General features: G+C 51.7%; 18 protein-coding genes. 5 read left to right on the top strand and 13 right to left on the bottom strand.

Going from position 1 to position 22,917, the window contains the following annotated elements; genetic code table 11:
- Positions 1 to 22: 22 nt before the first annotated feature.
- Positions 23 to 889, bottom strand: a complete 867-nt coding sequence (locus Q4501_RS08805; protein WP_303595846.1) for a LysR substrate-binding domain-containing protein — start codon at positions 887 to 889, stop codon at positions 23 to 25.
- Between the two features lie 184 nt (positions 890 to 1,073).
- Between Q4501_RS08805 and Q4501_RS08800 the strand changes: the two genes are divergently transcribed.
- Positions 1,074 to 1,301, top strand: coding sequence for a hypothetical protein (locus Q4501_RS08800; protein WP_303595845.1), 228 nt, complete (start codon positions 1,074 to 1,076; stop codon positions 1,299 to 1,301).
- A gap of 25 nt (positions 1,302 to 1,326) precedes the next feature.
- Here the strand turns inward: Q4501_RS08800 and Q4501_RS08795 are convergent, their stop codons facing one another.
- The 6 genes from Q4501_RS08795 to Q4501_RS08770 all read right to left on the bottom strand — a co-directional run bounded on the left by Q4501_RS08795 (position 1,327) and on the right by Q4501_RS08770 (position 6,391).
- Complete coding sequence (locus Q4501_RS08795; RefSeq protein ID WP_303595844.1) at positions 1,327 to 2,076, bottom strand: CLCA_X family protein; 750 nt, start codon at positions 2,074 to 2,076, stop codon at positions 1,327 to 1,329.
- 181 nt (positions 2,077 to 2,257) lie between these two features.
- On the bottom strand, positions 2,258 to 3,070 hold the full coding sequence (locus tag Q4501_RS08790) for a thioesterase family protein (protein WP_303595843.1): 813 nt from the start codon (positions 3,068 to 3,070) through the stop codon (positions 2,258 to 2,260).
- Between the two features lie 9 nt (positions 3,071 to 3,079).
- Positions 3,080 to 3,883, bottom strand: coding sequence for an enoyl-CoA hydratase-related protein (locus Q4501_RS08785; protein ID WP_303595842.1), 804 nt, complete (start codon positions 3,881 to 3,883; stop codon positions 3,080 to 3,082).
- Between the two features lie 291 nt (positions 3,884 to 4,174).
- Entirely contained in the window at positions 4,175 to 4,711 is a 537-nt protein-coding gene (locus Q4501_RS08780; protein ID WP_303595841.1) for a PRC-barrel domain-containing protein, read from the bottom strand.
- Positions 4,712 to 4,935: 224 nt separating this feature from the next.
- A complete protein-coding gene (locus tag Q4501_RS08775; RefSeq protein WP_303595840.1) occupies positions 4,936 to 5,220 on the bottom strand; it encodes a hypothetical protein in 285 nt (94 codons plus the stop codon).
- Between the two features lie 133 nt (positions 5,221 to 5,353).
- Positions 5,354 to 6,391, bottom strand: coding sequence for an AI-2E family transporter (locus tag Q4501_RS08770; RefSeq protein ID WP_303595839.1), 1,038 nt, complete (start codon positions 6,389 to 6,391; stop codon positions 5,354 to 5,356).
- A gap of 241 nt (positions 6,392 to 6,632) precedes the next feature.
- On the opposite strand from Q4501_RS08770, the gene Q4501_RS08765 reads away from it, so the two are divergent.
- Entirely contained in the window at positions 6,633 to 8,348 is a 1,716-nt protein-coding gene (locus Q4501_RS08765; RefSeq protein ID WP_303595838.1) for an FN3 domain-containing metallophosphoesterase family protein, read from the top strand.
- Between the two features lie 153 nt (positions 8,349 to 8,501).
- Here the strand turns inward: Q4501_RS08765 and Q4501_RS08760 are convergent, their stop codons facing one another.
- From Q4501_RS08760 to Q4501_RS08740, 4 genes are all read right to left on the bottom strand, one after another.
- Entirely contained in the window at positions 8,502 to 9,128 is a 627-nt protein-coding gene (locus Q4501_RS08760) for a heme-binding protein (protein ID WP_303595837.1), read from the bottom strand.
- 165 nt (positions 9,129 to 9,293) lie between these two features.
- Positions 9,294 to 13,142: a DUF3427 domain-containing protein gene (locus Q4501_RS08755; RefSeq protein WP_303595836.1), complete on the bottom strand. Its 3,849-nt coding sequence runs from the start codon at positions 13,140 to 13,142 to the stop codon at positions 9,294 to 9,296.
- Between the two features lie 140 nt (positions 13,143 to 13,282).
- A complete protein-coding gene (locus Q4501_RS08745; RefSeq protein WP_368497391.1) occupies positions 13,283 to 15,667 on the bottom strand; it encodes a DNA/RNA helicase domain-containing protein in 2,385 nt (794 codons plus the stop codon).
- Between the two features lie 9 nt (positions 15,668 to 15,676).
- Complete coding sequence (locus Q4501_RS08740; RefSeq protein WP_303595835.1) at positions 15,677 to 16,024, bottom strand: nucleotide pyrophosphohydrolase; 348 nt, start codon at positions 16,022 to 16,024, stop codon at positions 15,677 to 15,679.
- A gap of 661 nt (positions 16,025 to 16,685) precedes the next feature.
- Between Q4501_RS08740 and Q4501_RS08735 the strand changes: the two genes are divergently transcribed.
- Both Q4501_RS08735 and Q4501_RS08730 read left to right on the top strand, forming a co-directional pair.
- Positions 16,686 to 17,846, top strand: coding sequence for a PcfJ domain-containing protein (locus Q4501_RS08735; protein ID WP_303595834.1), 1,161 nt, complete (start codon positions 16,686 to 16,688; stop codon positions 17,844 to 17,846).
- 142 nt (positions 17,847 to 17,988) lie between these two features.
- Complete coding sequence (locus Q4501_RS08730) at positions 17,989 to 19,323, top strand: peptidoglycan DD-metalloendopeptidase family protein (protein WP_303595833.1); 1,335 nt, start codon at positions 17,989 to 17,991, stop codon at positions 19,321 to 19,323.
- 55 nt (positions 19,324 to 19,378) lie between these two features.
- On the opposite strand, the gene Q4501_RS08725 is transcribed toward Q4501_RS08730, so the two are convergent.
- Both Q4501_RS08725 and Q4501_RS08720 read right to left on the bottom strand, forming a co-directional pair.
- Positions 19,379 to 20,170, bottom strand: coding sequence for an alpha/beta hydrolase (locus Q4501_RS08725; protein ID WP_303595832.1), 792 nt, complete (start codon positions 20,168 to 20,170; stop codon positions 19,379 to 19,381).
- A 31-nt stretch (positions 20,171 to 20,201) separates the two neighbouring features.
- Positions 20,202 to 21,707, bottom strand: coding sequence for an NAD(P)/FAD-dependent oxidoreductase (locus tag Q4501_RS08720; RefSeq protein ID WP_303595831.1), 1,506 nt, complete (start codon positions 21,705 to 21,707; stop codon positions 20,202 to 20,204).
- Between the two features lie 183 nt (positions 21,708 to 21,890).
- Between Q4501_RS08720 and Q4501_RS08715 the strand changes: the two genes are divergently transcribed.
- Positions 21,891 to 22,904 carry an AraC family transcriptional regulator gene (locus tag Q4501_RS08715; protein ID WP_303595830.1) on the top strand — a complete coding sequence of 338 codons (1,014 nt, stop codon included), beginning with the start codon at positions 21,891 to 21,893 and terminating at the stop codon, positions 22,902 to 22,904.
- Positions 22,905 to 22,917 lie beyond the last annotated feature (13 nt).

Raw genomic sequence — 22,917 nt, 5'->3', positions numbered from 1 at the left:
GTATAAGTCCAGCCATCGTGCTTTAACTGTCTTGCAGGCTCCGAAACGCATCTTTCACATGGAGTGCCAAGGCATCGTTCAGCTCATTGGAGCCTTTACGCACAAGGGCCAGCTGGTAGGAGCCTATCTCGGGTAAACCCTGGTTGACTATTTCCTTCAATGGCGGGCGCACAAGGCTCTTCGGGAAGGGTGCAACGGCGAGATCAGCCACCATAGCAGCTTCCTGACCAGAGCAATGTTCACAGGTGTAGGCAATCCGATAAGGCTTTGCGGCGCTATCGAGGGCCCGCAATGTCATTCGCCGCCAGGAGCAACCTTCGTGCGCCACTGCTACCGGCAAGGGCGTGCGCAGAAACGCGGAGCCCTCCTCCAGTCCTGCCCAGGCCAAAGGTTCTTCATAAACAACCTCGCCGCGAATATCCCTGACTTCATCCGCTACGGTAACCAGTGCCAGATCCAGCTCTCCAGAATCCAGCCGGGCGAGATTTTGTTTACTCGATCCCACAACCACATCCACCAACACTGCGGGATATGAGCGTGCAAACTGGGCGAGTACCTCGGGCAGGATGCGGGTACCAACATCGTCTGATGTTCCGATACCGACCTTGCCTTCAAGTGATGGTGAGAGAAAATACTGAACCGCCTCTTCATTCAACCGCAACAATCGACGGCTATAGTCCAGAAGCGCTTCGCCTTCCGCTGTCAGGCGTACCTGCCGCGGTTCGCGAATAAACAGGCATTTGCCAAGATTCTGTTCCAACTGCTTGATTTGCATGCTGAGTGCCGAGGGGGTTCGGTGCACCAACTTCGCGGCACCGGTGAAGGTACCGCACTCGCAAATCGCTACGAAGGACCTGAGTACCTCATTGTCGAGCAACGGTATTGCCACGTGATCACCCTGACTCCTAACTGGACGCAAATATGACTTAAGCATATTTGAACGCAGAGTTAAATTCTTTTCGTTTGATTGAATCTAATTGAAGCTCCATCCTTTCGGTAACAGTGCACTTGAGGGGCAGTTTCGCCCACTCGAATGCCACCAACTCAGGAAGGTCAGAATACGGGTGAAGACAATGCTGAGCATCAAAAGCAACGACCAGATAAACGGGCTGAATATTCTGCCCTGGATGAGGAGCTATACCCGGCGCCAGCAGTTTCGGCGGATGGCTATGTCACTTCTGGCAGAGAAAGACGATGTTCTCTCCGACTTGGGGTATGAGCGCAGGCACCTTTACGGTGCGATGAACCTGCCACTGCGAAATGATGCCGCAAGGTATCTTGAGCAGCATCGCCGGGTTTGATGCCAGCATCAGGCGTACAAACTCATTAACCCGCTCTTGCTTGTTCTCGAAAGAGAGCACGCCCCAGGCTCGCGAAATACTGCGAAAAAGCGGCATTGATATCCTGCCGGTGTTTGCCTGTTGGGTAGAGCCCGGCCCTGGCTTCCTCTGAGTGGCGTGTTCCACGCACCAGAAAGCTGTTGCCGGGCTCACTGTCTTCTACAAACGCTTCGAAAGCCCTGGCACAGAGCTCTTCAGGTTGCGCGTAATACAATACATTACGTTGCTGATCAGCCTGCTTTGAGCGCAGAAACAGCGTACTGGGCTGGGTGCCATCTTCATTCAACATAATCGTTCGAAAACACCTGCCCAGTAGCTCAATAAGCGGATGCTCTTTCTGGTCCGCGCTATCCAGCCAGGCCGCGGATGCAAAGCCATGCTTGCCAGAGCTGCGAAACGCTTTGCTTCCCATATAGTGGTCGAACGCATGAAACCATTCATGGGCAAGGCTCCCTGCCCCCGCATTCTTCGCTAGAGCCAGTTGCCGGGTAGCGGGAATATAGTGTGCGGCGACGCCGGGCCTGCCACCAATTCCGTACTGAAGTCCCAGCGAGCCTCGCAGGGAAACAAGTGCTTCCGGGCCCCGAAGAATGAGTAACAGATCGCTGAGCGCCCGATAGAAGCGGCCAGCTGCTCTGTCGCGCTCTTCCGGCGTTACCCAGTTCCCGACTTCGATGCTCCTGAAGTCGAACCGGCGTCGCACTGTTATAAAAGACACCGAAGCTTGTGCCATCATCACTTCCTCCGGATTTCCACGACAAAGGCAACCAAGCTGCTGGCAAGAGGCAAGCTACACGCCAACAACTGGCTATATATACAGTATATTGGGCATAGACGACTTCTGAGTCAACACTATTGGAAAAGACCAGCACCGAGGTACCCCTGCAGAATACTGCGTCGCCGGTGCGTCGCTGAGCCTAGCCTCCTGAGCCGGGCATCTTCATGCTGATGATCGCCTGCAGGATTTTGCCTACCGGGCCCTGACTGTCGAAGAGGGTCGTTTCCACCAGACCGACACCGGTATTCTGCATACGGCTGCGGGCATCCAGCCCCAGCCATTCGCCAACCGGGCTCCGGTGAAGGTAGAGGGTGACGTCGGCGTTGATGCAGCCAGTTTCACTATCCAGATTGAGTTGACCAACGCCGTTACCAAAATCGCAGAGCGTGGCCGCCATAACAGAAGGGCTCATCTGCACGCCCTGCACCAGCGGCATCGGTAGTTTCATCCAGGCTATCCCGTGGCCCTTGCCATTTACACCGTCGATAACTACCGCCTTTGCCGTGCTGTGCAAACCCTCAGGACTATACTGATTCTGCCAGCCGGCGGCCTCAGAAATATTTTCCTCAACGGGCCCGGAAGGAGGATCAAATTCTGGTTCAGGAAAGCGACCGTATTCCGGCACCGAGACCGGGTTGTTCTCAAGGAATAGTGCGCTTGCCCGGGCCACTTCAGTATCACCCGCCAACAACGACGCTTCCATAATCTGGAGTCGTTTACCGCCACGCACCAGCCGGGTGGAGATCGCCAAGGGTGAATTGGGAGCCGGACGAAGCAGATCCACCGTAAGCCTTGTCAGGTTCAGATGCCCGCTATCCGATGCCTGCTCCACCGCATGGGCCATCAAGCCTACCACCGGCCCACCGTGCAGATGTTGGGGGCTCCAGGGACTACAGCACTCGGGCGTAGGCACATACAGTTCTTTATCACGCAGAAACAGTGCTTCACTCATGGGGTGCCCTCACCTCTTCGCCATGGATTCCAACATCCGGTTTACCGCATCCAGGTGCTCCGGCTCGTTGTGAGACATTCCCTGAAACACAGCGCAGAGGTCCAGAAAGTCCTTCAGTTCCATACGCTGAGCCATCTTCATCAGGCGTTTGGTCAGGCGGGTCGCCTTCGGGGGCTGGCTGGCAATACGTTTTGCCATAGTCATCACGGTAGGCATCAGCTCATCAGCCGGCACCACCTCCAGAACCAAGCCCAATTCTTTGGCTTCACTCGCCTCCACAATGCGGCCGGTCAGCGTAAGTTCGAAGGCACGCTGATAACCAATCAGGCGCTGCATGAGCCAGGCACCGCCGTCGCCCGGGATAATGCCCAGGTTCAGGAAGGTTTCACCAAATTTGGCCTTCTCCGAAGCGATACGAATATCGGCCATGTTAGCCAGATCAAAGCCGGCACCGATGGCTGGACCGTTCACTGCAGCAATAACGGGAACTTCCACGCCCTGCAAGGCCAACGGAATCTGCTGAATACCTTTGCGGTAGCGGTCCGCGCACTCGGCCACATCGCCGGCGAAATCACCGCCCCGCTCCGCCATATCGCGAACGTTACCGCCTGCACTGAAGGCAGAACCGGCTCCGGTGATAACCAGTACAGACACATCGTCGCAATGATTGACCCAGTCGGCCGTGGTGACGATGTCGTCAATCAGGTGAGAACCGGTCAACGCATTGCGCAGGTCGTGGCGATTGAGGGTCAGCACCGCAACCCGGTCTTCGAGGGTTAACAAAGCATCGGTGAGATTCGGAAGGTTGCTCATCAGGAAATTCCTTTGAGGTTGGCACACGCCCGGTCACAGCCAGGCAAAATTTGGTGCCTAGGATAAACCACCGGCCGAGGATTATCTCACCAAAGTGGCAAGCAGCAACCCAGAGAATGAATTTCCTGGCGCTGAACGAAGCTGAAATCGTTCACGTCGCTTCCGCAGCGCTAGAGGCCGCCCACAAACAGAAGAGTATGCAGATTATTTGCGCTGTACCTGGACGCACTTGAAGATATAGAGGGGAGCTATGTGGGAAGCGCCCTACCGGGCGCCCCCATGAGGAACATCTTACTCAGTCGCCTGCCCGGCTTCATTACCCATCTCTTCTACGCCTTGCTTGACGTTATACCAAGCTGAAGAAGTGGCCTCTTTGGTGTTTTGCCAAGCATTCTCACTGACGTCCTTGGTGTTTTCCCAAGCCTGCTGCAAACTCTGGCTTGTCTGGTTCCACCAGTCCTGGTCATACTCAGGCAGTTCTTTAAGTTCATTCTGGGTCATTTCCACATGAACTTCATACTCAACGCTGCCAAAATCGGCGTTGCCAGGGGCTGTCGCAACAGTAAAAGTGCCACGCTCTGCAATGACTTCTCTGCCCCCCAAGCCAAGTACTTCACCGGTTTCTATAACGAGTGAGTGCAGTGACATATCGTCACTCAACAGAATATCCTCGACCTCACCAATCTCTTCGCCGGTGCTATCGAAAACATCGGCATCGCTTAGCTCATCCATAGTGTAAAGCCCTTCTGCGGCAACCGCCGAAAGACTCAATGCCACTCCACCTGCCAGCAGCGAGACGCCCATTGCACGAGTAGTAAACTTACGCATTGTCGTACTCCTTTATGAAGCTTTTCGTGTGGTCGGCCAAAGCGAAGACGCTTCAAAGGCGCAACGCTCGGTAGACGTGATCAGCAACCGAGGGCATCGCCCCGGTGAACTACGTCAGCCCCAACCTAACAAAGGCCCTCACGTTGACCAAATTACCCTCCAGTAATGGTGAGGTCTCCGCGTCATGGCAAGACATCAAGTGATAGGTTTCGAGGACTTCGAGACTAGTTCTTTGCGGAGATCTCGCGGCAATGTTCGTCAATGTCTGGTACAAGGACAGGCAGCCCCTGTGCCAAGTTCAACGCGATACGTTTCATTAAAGCTGTTTCAATCATCTCGTAATTGGCCGAGGCCCCTTCTTCGGTGTGAAGCCGCTCGCGAACCAGCATGATTTGAGCAAGAGCGCCCTGAACCTCTTCGTCCTCAGGATATTTCGCTTTCATAGCTTCTGGCGAAAGTCGCAGGAAATCTTTAGCCAACGCCTCGTGATCAGGTCCTTCAACTTCCATAGCGTTATCTCCTATCAGAGCGACTGTAGCTGCATCATCCAATACGGCTCCCCTTCTGCAATTCGGGCAGAGGCGAAGGTCGGGGCCCAATATGTTAAATATAGTTAAATTCCTGTAAAGAACAAACGTCGGCCTATTGCTCGACTCGGGTATCAACATATAGCCGCTTGACAACAACCATCCCCAACACCGTTAAAGGTGCCGCGAGAACCAGGCCAAGAATCCCTGCAGTCAAACCCATAATAATCTGAGCTGACAGCAGCAACGCGGGAGGAAGCTTCACTGATCTGCGGTCTACAAGCGGCGTTATCATGTTGCTTTCCACCGCCTGTACAGCCAAGTAAAGCACCAATACAGGCAAGAACTGGCCATCCGGAAGCGCCACCAGTAACGCAGGGATCGCCGCCAGTATTGGCCCTAAGTTAGGGATCGACACCAGCAATGCTGCCAGCAGCGCAAGTGAGAGCACCATGGGCACCCCCAACAACCATAGCCCCATGCCTGTGGCCACACCGACCACAGTCATTGATAGAAGGCGTCCTAATAACCACCAATATAGGCGCTGGCTAATTTCTGTAGTAAGCGTTGTAACTGTAGCGCGTTGGCGCGGCGGGATAAGAGAAAGCAATCCCGATCGATAGGTGCCTGGTTCGAAGGCAAAGAACAGAGCTATGAAAACAACAAAAAAAAGATCCAGGAAAATACTCAATGTGGACGAGAGGAATAACGAAACCTTGGAAAACCACTGGCCGAAGAGACTATCTGCTGCACCCTCCTGACTGAACCGCTCAATAATCTGAGTACCCATAGGCCACTTACGAAACTGCTCTTTTAATTCCGAAACGGAATCCGGCAAAATCTTAGCGAGCTGTTCAAACTGCTCGTTCACCCCGCTTGCAAACTGCATTCCCAACAAGGCCAACAAACCTGCTATCGAGAGAATCACAGCTGACAGAGACCACCCGCGCGACAGAAAGCTATGGCTGCATAACCAACCAGCCGGAACCAATAAAAAAGTGCCCAACAGAAGTCCGGCGAAAATCAGCAACAGAACCTGAAAACCATGCCAGAGCAGAATCAAAGCGCCCGCCATAACCGCACTAATGCTTACGGCGATCCAGACTTTTCGGGTGTAGCTGCTTATTGGTGTAGGGGCATTGCTGCCGGGCATGTCGAAACCTCTCGATTAGCCGTTTGAATTTACGTTTAAGAACCAGGCTACCGGACCAAGCGTCCCGAAAAACAAGAATGCCAACTTCCGGCTCAGTTCTGACCTATGGCCCTGAATATTGCCCGAAACCTTAAATTTTACAATTACATAACCTGTAACAGATTAGTCACTTCAGAGACATACTCGCACGCTACAGTTTTCAGTCTGTCACAACGTCTCAAAACCGTAGGAAAACAATCGAATGTCTCCCTTATACCCGAAATTAGCGTTAGCTTTGGCTATTACCTCTTTAACTGGTTGTTTTAACGGATCAGGTTCGTCCTCAGACTCAAACGAATCACCTACTCCTGACTCATCTGAAAATGATGAGCCATCAGTGGTAGCAGACAGCCGCTACTACGCTCTACCGTATTTGCAAAATCCCGCTCCAACAGAAATGACCGTGACCTGGTTTAGTGATTCCGACAAGCCAGGAACCCTGGCCGTTAATGGAATTGGTGAGTTTGCTTCAAATCCCGAGTTGGCAGACAGCCTTACCTATGGTGCCTCTGAGATCGAATACATACACGGTGATCAAAACTTTAGCAGTATTCATTCCTATGCTACTGAGGGGGCTGCTCCCGCCCCGAATTACAAGCATTCTGTCAGGGTTACCCAACTCACACCGGAAACCAGCTATCAATACTCTGTAGATCAACCGGGCGCTGACACATTTGCGTCGGAATTCAAAACAGCGCCTATGACTGGCAGTCGAGAGGCGGTTCGCTTCATTGCCATGTCAGACATGGAAACCGAACCTGAGTCGACACAGAAAACCGTACGCTGGACAGCGAATGCATTGGCAGTTGGCGGGGAAAAGCTAGGAACCGACCCTGATACCTATACCCGGCAATACCCTGTTGATCAAACAGAGGGATACAAAGCAAACCTTGGGTACGCTGCAACACGTGGCCCGGACTTTTGGGTCATTGCTGGTGATCTGGTCGAAAAGGGCGGGCGGCAGCTGGACTGGGACGAGTTCTGGCGCCACAGTGCTGGCGAATGGGGCACTCTGGCATCTACAACACCCATCTTCCCTACCCTCGGCAACCATGAAAACTACTGGCACCCGGAGGCTCCGGGATATAACGCCCAGGCATCCATGTTGTCCTATGACAAATGGAACACTTACTGGGATCTGCCGACTAATTACGCTACGGATGAGCGTTATGAGAAACGCTACTATCGCGCTGACTATGGCCCTGTGACCTTGATCTCACTCGATTCCTCCAACGGCAATGATGATGACCCAAGCCAAGACACTAACCTGATGATTAATGGAGTAGAGTCTCGCGTTCCCGACTTCAATCCAGGTAGCGAACAATGGAACTGGGCTATACGTGAACTTGCAGATGCACAAGCGCAAGGCCAGATAATCTTTGTTCAATTCCACCACACAGCATTTGGTACAGGTGTACACAGCTTGCCATCAGGAAGCGCAGGCATCGCCAACGGTGAAGACAGTCAATCGGGTGTTCCGATGCGGGCTTATAAAGAACTCTTCGAACGTTACGGCGTGACAGCCGTGCTATCCGGACATGATGAGTTACTGGAGTATGTTCGCATAAACGGAGTCCATTACTGGGATGTCGGCTTCGCAGGTGATGGCCTGAGAGGGCCTGGATACCCGCCGACCACTACATACGTCCCTTTTGATCAATTGCCGGCCGAGGCCCAGGAAACACACTGGAGCGTTCACGGCGACGTACCGGAGATGTGGAACGGAAACCAACTTATTGATGGCGGCAAGCACTATGGTTTCCTTGAGGTGGACGTTCGCCCCAGTGGCGACTATGGCTATGAAGTCGTCATGACGCCGCGGTATGTTTTCCCCATAACGGATGGAAATGGTGAGCCCACGGGTGAATTTGACCATCGCCAATATAACAAGGTGGTTCGGGTGGTAGTAGAGCGCTGAGGTTATCTTAGCGGGCGAACCCAGGTTCGCTCGCTAAATAATAGAACTCAGATCGAACGAAAGGGAGTTTCAGGGATTGGGGAAGGGGCGATTGCGGCATGGCATCATCCTGGTGGTTTGAGTTCGTTTATTTTCGAATCATTATCCAAGGTCTCATTGCGCCTGTTCTACGGGTATCAACACCTCGTTCCGTCTCAGAAACCATGGAATGAACGGCGCGTTATAACGGGCCCATACCGGCGCTCCAGCTGCGATGTACCCCTTTTCACCAATCCACCTTTCCAGCCTGGACTTGTTCTTTTGGTAACCTGATTCACTCCAAAGACCGGAGTAGCGAATGGCTGCCATCGTCTGTTCCGGCACAGAACGTAAAGCGATCCGTTCATCGTTGGGTTTCGGTATGCTGCCCATCGTAAACGAACTGGGCATCATGAAACTCACTACCCATTTACCATCAACCTGGGTCTGCCCGACCGGCGCCGTCATGTCGATTTTCTGGCTCTCAGCCACCTGGCCAACAGGCGCGGTCATGGCGATTTCCGCTTGGGATTGGTTATTGCCGGAAATGTATTTAAACAAACGACCAAAAGCTTCACTGCCCGCGTCTTCAAATTCCGTATCAACGACCGTCTCTGCAACAATCTGCGGCTCATACTGACGAACTTCCAGATTGTCGTCCTTCAGGAGTACTGTGTATTCCGCTTCTTCTGTCGCCATGGTGGTTGCCGATAAGAACATTGAGCACAGTGCGATAACTAGCGCTGCCTGTCGTTTAAGCATGATGTTTCCTTTAATACTTGCCTTCAAGCCCGAGGTCTATCCTCGCGCTTTCAGGTTTAAATTCTCGCTGCGTGATCTTCAAGTTGCAGTGAAAAACTGATCTAACTTTTACGACGACGGATTCAACCATTGCCATTGACAGGTAATAACTACAGTCATGGTGTTTTAATCCGTCGATCTAAGCCGTAATTTCACGCTCATTGGCTTACTTCCCTCATGGCTTTGATATTCAACGGGGCCGAAATAAGTGAAGGGGGCAGCTTTGCCATTGCGCAGCTTATTGTCGCGGACAAATAAGTGCACTGAGAGCCCGAGCTCTTTGTGGCTGATCAACTCCCGCCCTCGTTTGCTCTGGGGCGTAGCCGAGTTCTGGCTCTGCCAATGAAATGTGTGCTCATCAATCCAATGATCAACATAGCGGTGCTGGACGCCTTTGCCCTGCTTGTTTAACGTCACCAACAAAATGTGGGCATTGGCATCTTTGAGAAAAACATGACCGCTTTGCCAATTGCCAGGATTAAACGTCGCTCCGAACAACTCCGGAATCTCCTCTCTCGGGATTTCCTGCCCAACAGCCATCTCCAATGGATCTATAATCTCGCAAAAGCGTGCGAACGTTCGAAACTGTTCGAGAAGCACGGGAGTGACAATAATGTCTTCATACTCTGGGTTAGCAGCTTCGAGCCGATATTCACCTACGGGGGATTTACGAACCGTCCGGAGAAGATATTGTGTGTCGCCGGCCTCATCCATCCGTTCAATCGCGAGCGTTTTCCCTGTGATCGATCCAGCTTGGTTTGGGTTGATCTGCTCAAGCAACAGATAATCACCATCGTGAATCGGCTGCTTTCCGCCATTCATAGAGTTACCCGATGCTCTGGCGATGAAATGACGATTTGGCTCTATTCGCCCGTGTCCCAATCCGATAGACCTGTAATCCGGTTCTTCAGCGTTACTGCTTCTGAAGTGGCCACAAGCAATCTTCAAGGATGGGAAGTAAGGCAACTCCGTTCCAGAAGGCGTAAGCGGGACTACATTTTCATACGAAGACGGCTCTTGCTTGGAAGACTGCCGTGCTTCGTAGGACGCAAGGCGGTAATCAATTAACTCCTGCACCATCTCCTCGAAAGTAGGTACCTGATCACCCTCCAGTCCAACTACTGGCTTAAATTGATCGTTCTCAATCTCAAAAACGGCTGGAGACTTATTGGTCCAATGATCGACAGGGTTCTTCTTCCAGTATTGCTGCCATTGCGCAGAGGAACCATCAACGCCCTTCACTGAAGCAGCAATTTCTTGATATAGCCTTGGTCGGCGCTTCAGTGTCTCCCAGGATGCTTGGGCCAGTTTCGAGAGCTTTGGTGGTCTACGCCAACCGCCTAGCTGTTGGAACGCGTCTAGCAATATCATTTTGAATGATTTGCTCATGGCCGTGGTTTCAACTTCCAGCAAAAATGCTTCGTAACGGGACAAAATCTCTGTCTCAATATCGATGAGATCGTCCATGTCACGAACCAATCCAAACCAGCTTCCGTGCAACTTGCGGGTTTTAGTGATGCTGGCACCGAAATGATAGTACTCGGTAAGCGTTGGACGACGACCCAATGTATCTTTCAATACCTGATAGTCTTTTTCAGCGCCCTGATGATCAAGAGCTTTGAGGAAGTCGATCACCTCCAGATCGTAGTTGATAAAGCAGCCGTCTGGCAGGTCCAACTGATTTTTTTCGGCTTTCCTGGCGAACTCCGCTAACTGTCGGTGATTCATCGCCTGTCCAATCAACGCCTGAGGTTTGTGTAGGAAACTCTGGTGGTTACCCACAAAATCCAGAATCACAAGCTTGTCTTTCCCGGTAGCCAAGCTTTTCCGTAATCCCCTGCCAATTTGTTGGAGAAACAGAATCTTGGACTCCGTCGGACGTAATAGCAGCACTGTATCAATTGCGGGCAGATCGACACCTTCGTTGAATAGGTCGACAGAAAAAATGACTTCGAGTTGACCGTTTTCCAAGCTCTCCAAGGCCTCGCCACGAGACATTTCAGATTCACCGTGAACGGCTGCCGCCTTGATTCCTTTTTTCACAAACTGGCTGGCCATAAAATCGGCATGGACGCGTGAAACACAAAAGGCCAAGGTCCGGGTTTGCTTCTGTTCACTCCATACCTTGAACACGTGTTTGGCGCGCCCATAAGTAGCCAACTTATTGGCGAGCAAATTGGGGTCAAACTTCCCGTTACGCCAGGGTATTTCGGTGTAATCGACCGTCTCGTCGTAGATACCGTAGTAATGGAAGGGCACCAGAAATTGACCCCTGACGCCCTCAAACAACGGGTATTCGAAAACCAAGTTGTCGTCACACAGCGACAGGATATCCGAGCGGTCTGTCCGGTCTGGGGTTGCCGTTAATCCCAGGAGAAATTGCGGCGCAAAGTAACTCAAGAGTCGATGATATACGGGCGCTGCCGCGTGGTGGAATTCATCGACAACAATATAATCGAAATGCCGGGGATCGAATCGTTCCAGATGGACTTCTTTGCCAAGTGTTTGTATCGAAGCACAAAGGATGTCGACTGTTCGATCGCGCTGCTTACCCATGTAAAAGCCAACGCGGCTATTTGGCTTGATCCGCAAATAGGTCTCGGCCGCTTGATAAAGGATTTCTTCGCGATGGGCGACAAAAAGAATCCGACGGGCGCCCATTTGAACGGCATCAAAGGCTGATAGCCAGGTTTTACCTAAACCAGTTGCTAACACGACCAACCCTCTTCGGTAGCCTTCTACGCGGGTCAGATCCAGTGCCTCTAGCGCTTCCTTTTGCACTTCGTTGGGTGCTGGAACTTCCTGCGTCTCATCACTACCCGGTTCCAGTGACTGTTCTGGTGGTTTCCTCCGTTTCTCGTACTCATCGATCCAGTTGTCAGTTAGAGGCACAACATTGGGGTGCTGAAACAGTTCATCGAACCTGCTGGCAGCCTCGAGGTATCCAGAGTCGGGCGGGAAATCCACCTGATAATTCCATTCCAACCCGTCCTGAAGGGCTTGACGGCTGATATTGCTGGAGCCGATAAACGCCCGACCCCACATTTGCTGATTCTCAACATGGCCAGCGAAAAGGTAAGCTTTCAAATGAAAGCTACTCCCTTTGCTCTGATAGACACGCACCTGAGCTCCATGGTCATGCAACAGAACAAGCTTCCGAAGGGCCTCTGTGTCGGTAATGTCCAAATAATCACTGGTGAGAATGCGGATACGAGTTGGGTCAGGAGTTCGTTGCAGCGCGCTCACCAAATCCGGGAACAAGAGATTTAAACCGGTGGTTTTAACAAAAGCTACCGCCATATCTACCTGATCAGCAGCTTTAATTGCCTGGCATAGCTTAGGTAGAAAATGATGTTCTTTCCCGCCCGTCGTCAGCTTTTGGTGGGAAGCGGGCGCCTTGGTCAGAAGAATGTTCAACCACTGCTCATTCCTATCAGGACGCTGATCATCAGTGCGCCACATCTGGCAAGCTTCAAAGTCTGTCAGATCCTGAATCCACTGTTCGGCAATCGACTCGTCAGCATCAGTAAAGTGCCGACCATTGTGGTCACGCTCCCCCTGGCCAATCTTGAAACTCATGTAGAAAACGCCATCCGGTTTCAGGGCTTTCCACAGCTGTTCAATAGCTCTGGGTAGTTCAACGAGAGGCAAATGCAAAAGGCTGGCACAAGCCCAGATGCCGTCATACGTGATGGATTCTTGTACGTCTGAAAAGGACCTGTTCTGAATTGGCAACCCGGTCTTTTGGCAGGCAAGAGAAGTAATAGCTTTTGAGCCATCGAAAGCAGAAACGCGGTAGCCATTCTTTTTGAAAAACAAAGCATCTCGACCAGAACCACAACCGGCGTCGAGAATATGTCCACCTTCGGGAATTTGTGGCAAGAACTCTCGGTAAAGGTCTTCCATGCTGACCTCAAACGTAGACTCGACAAAGTCATCGGCATTGCTGTCGTAATAACTCAGCGTATCCTGCATTGAATAGTTCCCTTGCGACTAATTAGCCTGAAGTCGATCTAGACCAGGCTACCAGGCGGACAGGTCGTCGCCAACAAACTAGGGAGATCTACTCTAGAACTTCCCTTCAAGATGCAGGAGTGGTTTTTGAATCACTGGTCTCAGGCCAACACCGCAACAAACTCTCCAATGACTCTCAAGTCGTGAAGATCATCGTCTTCAATCACGATATCTTGATAACCATGAGCGCTAGTGACCGGTACCAAGATGACTTTTTCGTTAACGAGTTCGTCGCCGGACATCGTTTTTTCACTGCGATACAGTTTAACGGTGAGGCAACTGCCGTTGTCAGGGTCTTCAATAGCCCGATGTTGTACCAAGACTATCTTGCCATTCCGCGTTCCTCCTGGGTTCGCGTTAAAGAGGCACCAAGCGCCATTGGGTATTCGCTTATTCATGGATTCGCCAACAACCTGGGCGACAAACTGACCCGGCCTGGTGGCAAAATGTTCAGGCAGATTTACCCACTGAGCCTCTTCGGCGGGCAACTGGAATTCACTAAATTCGCCAGCTGCTGCCTGCAGGTCGTATAGAGGTACAAAACCGTCATAAGGGGTTGCTGATTCATAATCAACCACCTCATACGGAAATGGCTGGGCAGAAACTTCATCCGTCTGTTCAGTGATCTGGGTTTCGGCAAAGCTACGAAAATGCTCTCTAGTTTCGGCATCTGTAGAGTAGACGTAACATCCTTTCATACCCCGTGTCATCAGGGTGCGATAGGTGTTCTTGATGATCATGTCAGCATCCGCCAGGGCGCTCTCCCGATCCTCTTTCAGCCTTTTTTTGTATCCACGAACAGACCGATCCGATTTTGAGCGCGCGCCAGCGTTTGTAACCGCAACGCCATCTCGGATTACAAAATCATCTCCAATAATCACGCCTACGTAATCGAGCTCCAGCCCCTGGCAGGTATGGATACAGCCAATCTCACTTATCGAATCCTGAGCGATAAGCCATTTGGCGCCGTGCTTGTCCAGATTCCATCTTGCCCTGAAATCATGCTCAGCGAGTTCAATATCAAAACTGCCTGGATCCTTCTTGCTCTTCCAATCCCAGCAATATCCGGCTACCAGTCGTGCCTTGTTGGCGCGGCGATTTCTCTGCTCAATAACGTTTCGCAGCTCATTCGGATCGTCGAAAACCCGAAAATCATAGTCGATGCCATCCAGCGTTGTATTTGCGGTTTCCCTGACCTGAAGAACATGATCAACCCACGCCAGATAACCGTCAGAACCATTGCAACGGAATTGGGAACTCAATTCGAGGACAGTTATCTCTGAACCCAATTGCTTCGCAAAATACCGAATCTCTTCCACTGTGCCGATATCCGAGAGCGTGACGCGCTGATCTTCATCAATAAAGAAGATCGAGGTTCGGGCGCTGGTTATCAGCTCTTTTATCTGGTTCTCTCCCAGGTTCCCGTAAAGGCCAGATTTTTCGTTTAACCTGTGGGCCTCATCAACGACCAGCAAATCAAAGAAGTTATTCTCGGTGTCTGTATAGCCCCCAGAACCGCGAAACAGGTTATCGATGTGGGTTTTGCGCATAGTACCTGTCAGGCGTGCCTTGAAAACTTCCCGGGGTGCGGCATTCTTGCTAACAAACTGGGTCAACATCTCCCTATTGGTTGCTTCAACGATAAGGTTAATTGCAACAACCGATTTACCCGTACCCGGTCCACCCTTCACAATGAACGTCTGTTTTGGAGTTTCGCGCCCTATTTCCGCCAGCTCCAGCGCAGTCTCGTAAACAAGTTTCTGCTCATCCAGCAGAATGAATTCCCTATTCCCACGAAGCATTGAGGCAAGGGCGTCGGCAAGCCCTTTTGACGGTTTGATTACACCATGTTCAATTCGATACATGATGTTGTCGCTGTCGCCATAGCGGATATTTCGCCTGAGGAAATCCGACAACTTTTTCGCATCGCTTGAAATGTAAACCGGCGCCCTCTCTGTGTGCTCAGCATAGCGCGAGTCGTTAATAGCCGCGCCACTCTCCATATTGTGCAGATAAGCGCAGGGTTGTAGGCTAATGCGCTCTTCTCGGACTGTTTCGTTGTAATCCTCAATCAGGGCTGAATATGACCAGGCTTGATAGGAGGGATGGTTAACTTCACGGATGGCCCCGTTCAGGAATGTTCTGACTATGGCGTCTTTGTCCGTAACCTCTGCTTCGGACCACTGTTTCAGTTCAACGATGATTGCGGTGTCATTTCGCGATGCATTTTTGCCCGTCAGGATAAAATCCACTCTGCGACTGGTCAGTGGTATCGTATATTCAATGGCAACACCGGCCGACGGGGGAATGCCCTGATCCAGCAGGGCGTTAAACATGTATTGAAGCGAATTTTTCCAGGAAGCAATTTCGGATTTTGGAGTTCTTCGTTTAAGCTTTCTCCAGACCTCTTCCTCGATAACCTTCTCAATCTGATTGAACTTCACATGTTCAACAAATTCCGCCTTGGAAGCCGAATAGACGATCACGAATAACCCCTACAACTCGTTATATTTAGTGGACCTGCCTTTAGCCTTGGCAACAGGGTATTTGAGGGCATTTGCCTCTATTTTACGGGCGGACTCTTCAGCAATATCGACACCCAAAGAATCCGCTAGGAGAACAAGATACAGCTGTATGTCCGCAATTTCGTCTTTCACTGCTGCCAAACGTTTTTCACTGAGGTTTTTCGAGTCGTCTTCGCTAAGCCATTGGAATTGCTCCGACAACTCACCAGCCTCACCACAGAGGGCCATGGTCAAGTTCTTCGGAGAGTGGAACTGGCGCCAATCGCGTTCTTCAGCAAACTGCTTCAATTTCAGGCGCAACTCTTGCAGCGAATCCATTTTGGCTAAACTCCCCTTTCTCGTGAAATACATTTGCTTTCGATCTATTTGCAGATTAACCAAACTCGAGTGCGCCGGTCCACATAATCCATATTGAATACACCAGCGTCGGCCTTCCGGCTTGCCGAAGCAGGTCGGCATAGGCCACGCGGCTAATCAGCCCCATCTGTTCCCGCGCCCCAAAACTCAGTTCGGTGATTTGCCCCAATTCAGTACCCCGGCTGAAGGTGCCGCGCCGTAGCTGTTCGTCGACTCCCAGGGAGACTTCCGGGAAAAGCACCGAGAGATAATGGTTAAGGTGCTTTTGCAGCGGTGCCTGCAGCCTCAGGACATCAGTGATAGCTTAAGTGCTGGACTCAGTAATCCGGATATCGCCCCCAGAGCTCTTTGTTATCCACTCAGCTCGTCCAGAACCAACAAACCCAAAGGTCAGGGGCTCTTTTAATTTAGTGTCATCGACCAAAGCGGAAATATTCACGTCTAACACGGCGCCACTCAGGTAACCGCTCGGATGGCTATGTGTGAGTTCAGCCCTCCTGTTGGGTACGAGTATTATGCGATGAGAAAGCGTCTCCACCTGTCGCAATAAACTTATATGATCTCAACCATTGAACACATGGTGAGAAAACCTGATTTCACGCCACCGAACCTGGGAGAACTCATGACTGAGTCGGCACTAAAAAATTCAGCTCCTTCAGAAAACCAGGTTGTGTTCGATCTCAGCGCCATCCTTAACTACCCCATTCAGTTGGTTGTGCAAAGCTGGCACTCTGCCGAGCCACTGCGTTGGTTCAGCAGGAATGATGACGGCATTGTGGCTGAGGGTCGCTTTCTGAAAGCTCCAGGCCTGCCGCTGTTCACGCTAGAAGATCAAATGGGAAGGCGGGTTTCGGACGGCATACCCGAAGACATATTGGCTGTAACCCGCTTAATGCCGGCGATGGACTTTGAACTCGCACAAGCCTGTGCGGCGTCGGAAGCTGCTCGTGAGCTGGCAGAAAGCTCTCCCCTTCTGTTCATTCTTCTGGTGAACCACGCATGCAGCCAGCCGCTCTCTATTGACGAGTTTGAGCAATTGTTAGCATTAAAGCGCACGGCCATTCTTGAGCGGGCCGGCCTGCCAGGCAGCAAATCCCTGGTTCGTCTGGTAAACAGGGTGGAACTCTCTCCGCTACTCCCCTGGGAGCTTGAGGATGTCAGCCGATCATTGGCTCAGCCTGAATTTCTTGCTGTGCTCAGGCACCACCCGAATCTTCACCTGAATCATCTGCGCTTTCTGCTCCGCCAAGGACAGCCGCTTTGGACGGGCATGCTGAATCTCGTTGATAGACACTCGTCAGCTTTGGACATCACCTGGCTATGCCGAATGATTCGCGACACGCTGAACATGGCAGCGGGCAATATGCAAAGGCTGACTCGGGTGAGTTCTGGGCAAGAACTGCAAGAAGTTCATGATCAGTTAGTTGAACGCTTTAACAGCATGGGCTCCGAAGCCAAGCGCAAAGCCCATGCTGCTGCTCTTGCGCAGGAACATGGGGTTTATCCAGAACCACCTCTACCCGCCATTGACGGCATCGAGCCACTGGAATCCTGGCTGGAGTTATTGGATGAGGGCTCATTCATGCACCACTGCGTGGGTAGCTACGATAGGTTCGTTGCGCTTGGTGAGGTGTTTATTTACCGCATGATGGAGCCAGAACGGCTGACTATTTCAGTGGAACGTCGGAATAACACCTGGGTGATTGGCGAAGTGCGGGGAATCCGAAATGCCAACCCTTCACCGCAGGCATTGAATATTGTCCAGCGCTGGGTTGAGCGCTAATGGCCGTTAACAATTTCAACACATAACCGCTCATACCATGGTCAGAGCTCCACAGTAAAGCTGAAATGATTTATGTTAGGGGTTAACTATTTTATGATGGTGGATCAACACGGCTGTCCACCTGCCAAGAGACAACTTATTAATGATTCGTTCAAGAACGTTTACGCCAACCCATGTGGTTTTATCAGCTGCTGCGTTATCACTGATTCTGGTGGCCGGTTTCTGGTCGACACAGAGTGAGTCATCCACAAGTATCCAGTTACCGAGTAACGAAGCGCTAAACCATTTCGCAGATCTCGCGCAGCAGCCAGGCTCCCAGACCACAGGTCAGCCATTACCATCAGGCGCCGCAGGTCTCGCCGGGGCAACCAACATCGTCGAGCACAGGGTCGAGCCCGGCGATAGCCTCAGCAGCATTTTCAGCCAAGCCGAAGCCTCGCAAGCCGACCTGAACCGTATTTTGAAGGCGGATGTGGAATATCTGGCGCTGGAAACCCTCAGGCCGGGAACAGAACTCAAATTGAAGTTCAATGAACAGGGCGAATTCCAGCAACTGGCACTGGATCTTGATCCGGCCCGTTCTATTACCTACACCAGAGTGGATAGCGATACGTTCGAATACCAGGAATCCGTGCAAAACACACACTGGGTATCGGAGGTGTTGAAGGGTTCCATTCACGGTAGTTTTTACCAGTCAGCCAGGAATGCCGGGCTCTCCGCCACACAGATTGCATCCGTCCAGCAACTGCTTGAGCACCAGATCAATTTCAGACGGGAACTGAGGGCTGGGGATACTTTTGCGGTCATCGTCGGCCATGAAACGACGGCCACAGAAAGCACTGGGAAAACCCGCATTGAAGCTGTGTCGCTTGAAAGGCGCAACCATACTCACACGGCGTTCCTGTTCGACGACGGCAACTATTACGACCAGAACGGAAAAAGTGTCTTGCCCGCATTCAGGCGCCTGCCTACGGCCAAATCCTTTCGGGTGAGCTCGCACTTCAACCCGAACCGGCTTCACCCCATTACTGGCCGCATCTCGCCCCACAACGGGGTTGATCTGGCCACACCCGTCGGTACGCCAATCATGAGCACCGGCGACGGTGTTGTCGAGCGAGTGGGCAATCACCCCTATGCCGGCAAATATGTCGACATCAATCACGGCAATGCCTACAAAACCCGTTACTTGCACCTGGATAAAGTGTTTGTGCGGAAGGGACAGCAGGTCCGGCGTGGCGAGAAAGTCGCACATTCCGGTAATACGGGCCGCAGCACCGGCGCTCATCTTCACTTCGAACTGCACATCAACCACAAACCGGTAAACCCGTTGAAAGCCGACATCCCTACCGCTTCAGATGTCCCGAAAACGGCGTTCAAACAGTTCGAAAAACTCGCCGAATACAGACTCGCGGTGATGACTGACGCCGCCAGCCGGTCGAACCTGATTCTCGCAGGCATAGACACCCAATTCGATTAACTTCCGGTTTTTGGGTGCATTTCTGTAGCCGTTCGGCTTTGTGCAATGTCGGCAACTAATGCCCCTGGAGCCATTTGAATATCCGGGAACGAACCTCCGGGAAGTAGGCCCCTCCTACCGTCCAATGGCAGCAATTCTCTATTTCCACCAACGAAGCTTGCTTGCCGAAACGTTGCGCGATGCTGCGCTGGATGTTGATGGGGGTAATTCGGTCTGCAGTTCCACCTACGATCAGAACCGGGCACTCAATGCTCCGTGTGTTCACGTGTGTGGCAGACCGACTCCCGAGCAACGACCCTATGCTGATCTGGAACGTGGCCATGCCAGATTCGTATGTACAGCTTTCGTAGATGTCTTTCTGTACAGAAGAGGTTTGGGCATTGGCGATGCCGTACTCCACATTCGCCAGTGCGACTTCCGTGACACTGGTCCATAAAGGAAAACGCAACAGGTTGCGGCCGAGCGTGCGGATAGCGGACCAACTCAGGCCGTTTATGCCGGCCGGGGGCGCGGATGATAGAAGAATCAGTCGGTCACAGGGTACCTGGGCGGCCACCAACTGCGCCAGGAGAGCACCCATTGAATGCCCTACCAGTATTGGTGGGGAGTCCAGGCGTTTCACCTGCTCTACAATAAATGCTACATAGTCCTGCACGCGCGTTCTGGCCAGTTTCGCCCGGCTGGCCTCTGTATGCTCCGCTTTTGGAAAATGGTATGGGAGGCATAAGGACTCCGCCGTATAGCCCTGATCCACAAAGGCCTCTTTCACATCCCTCAGAGTGTCCTGATTGCTCCACATTCCGTGAATCAGTATCACCGCCGGCTTACCATTGCTCTCCTTGTCCATAACCCTTCTCTTTTGTTGTTATAGTTTGGCTTCAGGCCGTAGTGGCTTGCTGAAGCAGACCTGACTCCTGGGGTGAAGCTGAGGGCGCAGTTTCAAACTGCAAAATTCCATCATCCACAGGGTCTTGAACCAGCATTTTTTTATCCTTGCCATAATGCATGGTTATCCTCCAGGGATCGGCCTTACCCTGCCGGGGCATTTTATCGATTGCCCGTACGATATAACCCGGTGCAAAACCATCCAGCACACTTGCATTGGTCGCATTATTCCCTGTGTCTACAGCTGTTGCGACTGACACTCCCGTTTGGTTCATGTGAGCGAACAATCGACACAGATAGCGCCCGCCAATATCGCACTTGAGTGTCCAGGGCGCGTTGGTGTACCCGAAAATCCAACCGTAGTTAGGCACGTCCTGAATAAGAATGCCTTTGTAGGCCATTTTCTTGGGCAGGTTCACTTCCTCACTGTCGATACTGAGCGTCGATCCGCCCATCAACTGAACCTCCAACCCGGTCGCAGCAACAACAATATCTGCTTCGATATGCTGGCCGGATTTGAGCACAATGCCCGTTTCATCAAAGCGATCTATATGGTCGGTTACTAGCTCCGCCTTCCCTGAGCGCAAACTTTCGAAAAAATCACCATCTGGAGCGGCACACAAGCGCTGATCCCAAGGCATGTATTCAGGTGTAAGGTGTCGTTTATCAACGTTTGGGGCATGTTTATACATATGCGACAAAAACATCTTGCGCATTGCATTGGGCCAACGCTGGCAGGCCAGATAAAGTGCACGCTGGAATAGAATGTTGCGTCGGCGGGCCAGTTTGAATACCCAGGCTTTTGGCAACAGTTTGTTCAACACCATCGATATCTTGTCGGTATTCGGCAATGACATGATGTAGCTGGGTGAGCGCTGCAACATAGTGACTTTTGCCGCTTTATCCGCCATGGCCGGCACCAGTGTTATGGCCGTCGCGCCACTGCCGATAACCACCACTTTTTTACCGCTGTAATCGAAATCTTCAGGCAATCTCTGCGGGTGAACGATATCCCCGGTATAGACTTCTTCGTCAGGAAAAGCTGGGCGGTAACCCTGATCGAAGTTGTAGTAGCCGGCACAGTTCACCAGGAAGTTGCAGGTAAATACTTTCTCCTCCCCCGACGCTTCCTGCACAGAGGAGACGGTCCACTTTTGATCTTTGGTCGACCAATCAGAGTTCTTAAGTTTTAAGCCGAACTTGATCTTTTCGTACAAACCGAATGCTTCTGCAGTTTCGCGCACATACTCACGAATATCGCCGCCCTGGGCTAATACGTTGTCGGAATACCAGGGTTTGAAGTTAAACCCGAAGCTGGCCATATCGGAGTCGGACCGTATACCGGGATAACGGAATAGGTCCCAGGTGCCACCCACATTTTCCCGGCGCTCCAGAATCGCCAGAGACTTTCCGGGGTGTTCCCGGGCAATGTGACAGGCCGTGCCGATGCCGGAAAGCCCCGCACCGATAATGATGATGTCGTAGTGTTTGACCGTCATCTGAGTATCCTTCTTGTTATTAATCAACTGACGTTAATTCTGATTCTCGCAAACGCTGCCTTGACAATATTGACAAAACGAGACATTTTTTTGATAAATCACGACATATATCTTTTAAAGCACCACCGCGGTGGTACTGCACCAGCGAGCTGAATCACTGCAAAAAAACAGGCGGAGACCTGGATGGCCAATTTGATTAGAGCGACAAACCTGAGGGGCTTCGAGCGGCTTATAGAGCAAAGAGGCGGCGACCCCCTCCCCTTGCTGGAAAAGTACGATATTCCCCCGGCGCAACATCGGGATGACAGCAGCTTTCTGCCTTTTCGAAACCTGGCAGATCTTCTCGACGACACGGCTAAAACCCTGACCTTTCCCGAGCTCGGCCTAAAGCTGGCTGAGTCCCAGGGATTGGACATTTTGGGTCCAATCAGCGTTATTGCCCGCAACTCAGGCAACGTAGGTGCGGCCATTAATAATATTAGCCGCTACCTTCATCTACACAGCCCGGCCCTCAGCATCAGCGCTACTCACAACAGCTCATCAGATGAAGAAAGTATAGATTTCGAATTTAGAATTGATCACGAAAATACCGGGGGATATCACCAGCAAAGCTATGAGCTAAGCCTGTCCAACTCGATGCAAGTGATGAAACTGCTGTGCGGCGATCGTTTCAAGCCTTTTAGCGTGCACTTTATTCACGCCCAGGTTGCTGAAACGTCTATCTATCAGGACGTATTCGGTTGCGAGGTTCTCTTTAATCAGAGCTGGTGTGGCATGCGGTGGCCTGCTCAAACCTTTCATCACCCTCTCTCAAAAGCAGACCACCAGACTTTTGGACTCGCAGAACAGTACCTTTCGTCCCAGCGACCACCAAATGCATTGAGCCTTTCAGAGGACGTTACCCGACTCATCACCACCCTGCTGCCCACAGGCCAATGCAGGAGTGACGTTGTTGCAGCCCATTTCCACATGGATAAACGCACCTTGCAGCGTCACTTGGCCAAAGAAGATACCTCCTTTGGAAAGCTGCTGAATACAGAAAAACTAAAACTGGCACATATATATTTGAAAGAGCCCAACATGAAACTCAGCCAAATTGCCGGGTTGCTCGGCTATTCAGAGCAATCAGCTTTTAACCGGGCGTGCCGTGACTGGTTTGGGGTGTCGCCGCTTCAATATCGCAAACAGGCTGGGTAAAAAGGGAGAAATA

This window comes from Marinobacter sp. 2_MG-2023 (assembly GCF_030546935.1).
Classification (GTDB): domain Bacteria; phylum Pseudomonadota; class Gammaproteobacteria; order Pseudomonadales; family Oleiphilaceae; genus Marinobacter.
The sequence above is the reverse complement of the archived record's forward strand: the minus strand, read 5'-3'. Positions and strand labels throughout refer to the sequence as shown.

Excerpts from the sequence above, each read along its gene's own strand:
- Q4501_RS08740 (WP_303595835.1), bottom strand. The coding sequence starts at position 16,024 with ATGGATTCGCTGCAAGAGTTGCGCCTGAAATTGAAGCAGTTTGCTGAA.
- Q4501_RS08725 (WP_303595832.1), bottom strand. The coding sequence starts at position 20,170 with ATGGACAAGGAGAGCAATGGTAAGCCGGCGGTGATACTGATTCACGGA.
- Q4501_RS08780 (WP_303595841.1), bottom strand. The coding sequence starts at position 4,711 with ATGCGTAAGTTTACTACTCGTGCAATGGGCGTCTCGCTGCTGGCAGGT.
- Q4501_RS08735 (WP_303595834.1), top strand. The coding sequence starts at position 16,686 with ATGACTGAGTCGGCACTAAAAAATTCAGCTCCTTCAGAAAACCAGGTT.
- Q4501_RS08800 (WP_303595845.1), top strand. The coding sequence starts at position 1,074 with ATGCTGAGCATCAAAAGCAACGACCAGATAAACGGGCTGAATATTCTG.
- Q4501_RS08715 (WP_303595830.1), top strand. The coding sequence starts at position 21,891 with ATGGCCAATTTGATTAGAGCGACAAACCTGAGGGGCTTCGAGCGGCTT.
- Q4501_RS08785 (WP_303595842.1), bottom strand. The coding sequence starts at position 3,883 with ATGAGCAACCTTCCGAATCTCACCGATGCTTTGTTAACCCTCGAAGAC.
- Q4501_RS08795 (WP_303595844.1), bottom strand. The coding sequence starts at position 2,076 with ATGATGGCACAAGCTTCGGTGTCTTTTATAACAGTGCGACGCCGGTTC.
- Q4501_RS08755 (WP_303595836.1), bottom strand. The coding sequence starts at position 13,142 with ATGCAGGATACGCTGAGTTATTACGACAGCAATGCCGATGACTTTGTC.
- Q4501_RS08730 (WP_303595833.1), top strand. The coding sequence starts at position 17,989 with ATGATTCGTTCAAGAACGTTTACGCCAACCCATGTGGTTTTATCAGCT.
- Q4501_RS08770 (WP_303595839.1), bottom strand. The coding sequence starts at position 6,391 with ATGCCCGGCAGCAATGCCCCTACACCAATAAGCAGCTACACCCGAAAA.
- Q4501_RS08790 (WP_303595843.1), bottom strand. The coding sequence starts at position 3,070 with ATGAGTGAAGCACTGTTTCTGCGTGATAAAGAACTGTATGTGCCTACG.
- Q4501_RS08760 (WP_303595837.1), bottom strand. The coding sequence starts at position 9,128 with ATGCTTAAACGACAGGCAGCGCTAGTTATCGCACTGTGCTCAATGTTC.
- Q4501_RS08720 (WP_303595831.1), bottom strand. The coding sequence starts at position 21,707 with ATGACGGTCAAACACTACGACATCATCATTATCGGTGCGGGGCTTTCC.
- Q4501_RS08775 (WP_303595840.1), bottom strand. The coding sequence starts at position 5,220 with ATGGAAGTTGAAGGACCTGATCACGAGGCGTTGGCTAAAGATTTCCTG.
- Q4501_RS08765 (WP_303595838.1), top strand. The coding sequence starts at position 6,633 with ATGTCTCCCTTATACCCGAAATTAGCGTTAGCTTTGGCTATTACCTCT.